The sequence below is a fragment of the Psychrobacter sp. UBA2514 genome (assembly GCF_002341255.1).
GTDB lineage: Bacteria > Pseudomonadota > Gammaproteobacteria > Pseudomonadales > Moraxellaceae > Psychrobacter > Psychrobacter pacificensis.
Map to the genome: position 1 here is coordinate 7,534 of NZ_DDNS01000011.1, position 1,115 is coordinate 8,648.

Annotated in this window: 1 protein-coding gene and 1 pseudogene; one reads left to right on the plus strand and one right to left on the minus strand. The window is 44.5% G+C overall.

What is annotated here, in order from left to right; all coding sequences use genetic code 11:
• A pseudogene (locus B3V51_RS04075) lies at positions 1-258 on the plus strand (C4-dicarboxylate ABC transporter permease); the annotation flags it as partial.
• A gap of 128 nt (positions 259-386) precedes the next feature.
• On the opposite strand, the gene B3V51_RS04080 reads toward B3V51_RS04075, so the two are convergent.
• Positions 387-1,115 (minus strand): lipoyl synthase (locus B3V51_RS04080; RefSeq protein WP_286708032.1); only part of this gene is annotated, 729 nt, incomplete at its 5' end.

A 1,115-nucleotide genomic window follows, 5' to 3' on the forward strand; every position in this document is an offset into this window, starting at 1 on the left:
TTCCCGCTACCGCCTATTTTGGATATTATCACAGTCGTTGTGACCTCAGTGACAGGTGTGATTGCATTAAGCTCAGCGCTTGAGGGGTACTTCAGAGGTGAGATGAATACCATAACCCGTATCATCTTAGCGATTGGTGCCTTGTTATTGATTTATCCTGAGTTGATGACAGGTATCGTAGGCGGTGTGATTGTACTTAGCATTGCGGTATTCAATATAAAGACAAGTGCGGCACCAACGCCGACAGTGATTGTTTAGTTTTAGCCACTGATATTAGAGTAAGTCATAAAAAAGGATGAATAACAAAATATGTTATTCACCCTTTTATATTTTTAGCTATTATCTTTAGTACTTTGATATTGGTTTAACAACAATCAAATCAGCAATTAGCAGCCAAGTTTGCCTTCCGCTTCTAATGCTTTTTTGCTGCGGATAGGTGCTGGGCAATCTTCGCCATAGTACTGACGATCAGCAAAGTAGCTTGAGCGTACCATTGGGCCTGCCCAAATGCTAAAGAAGCCAATCTTTTTGCCGTAGTCCATATAGCGTTGGAACTCGTCTGGATGGACATAACGGTCAACAGGGGCATGGTTCTTACTAGGCTGTAGATATTGTCCAATCGTAATCATATCGACATCATGCGCTTTTAGATCATCAAGTAGCGCATAGACCTCTTCTTCGGTCTCGCCAAGCCCAACCATAAAGCCGCATTTGGTCGCGATATCAGGACGGCGCTCTTTATAAATCTTGAGCAAGTCGAGTGAATGCTGATAATCAGAACCTGGACGGAAGGCTTTGTATAGACGTGGCACGGTTTCAATATTGTGGTTAAACACATCTGGCGCGGTCTCTGTCAGTAAGTCCAATGCAATGTCCATACGACCACGGAAATCGGGTACAAGGATTTCAATTAAGCAGTTTGGGCTAAGCGCTCTTGACTCGTTTAGCACTTCTACAAAATGTCCAGCACCGCCATCTTTTAGATCATCGCGATCAACAGACGTAATCACGGCGTATTTAAGACCCAAGCCTTGAATGGTCTCAGCAGTGTGGCGCGGCTCATCTTTATCAAGCTCGTTCGGACGACCATGACCGACATCACAGAACGGACAGCG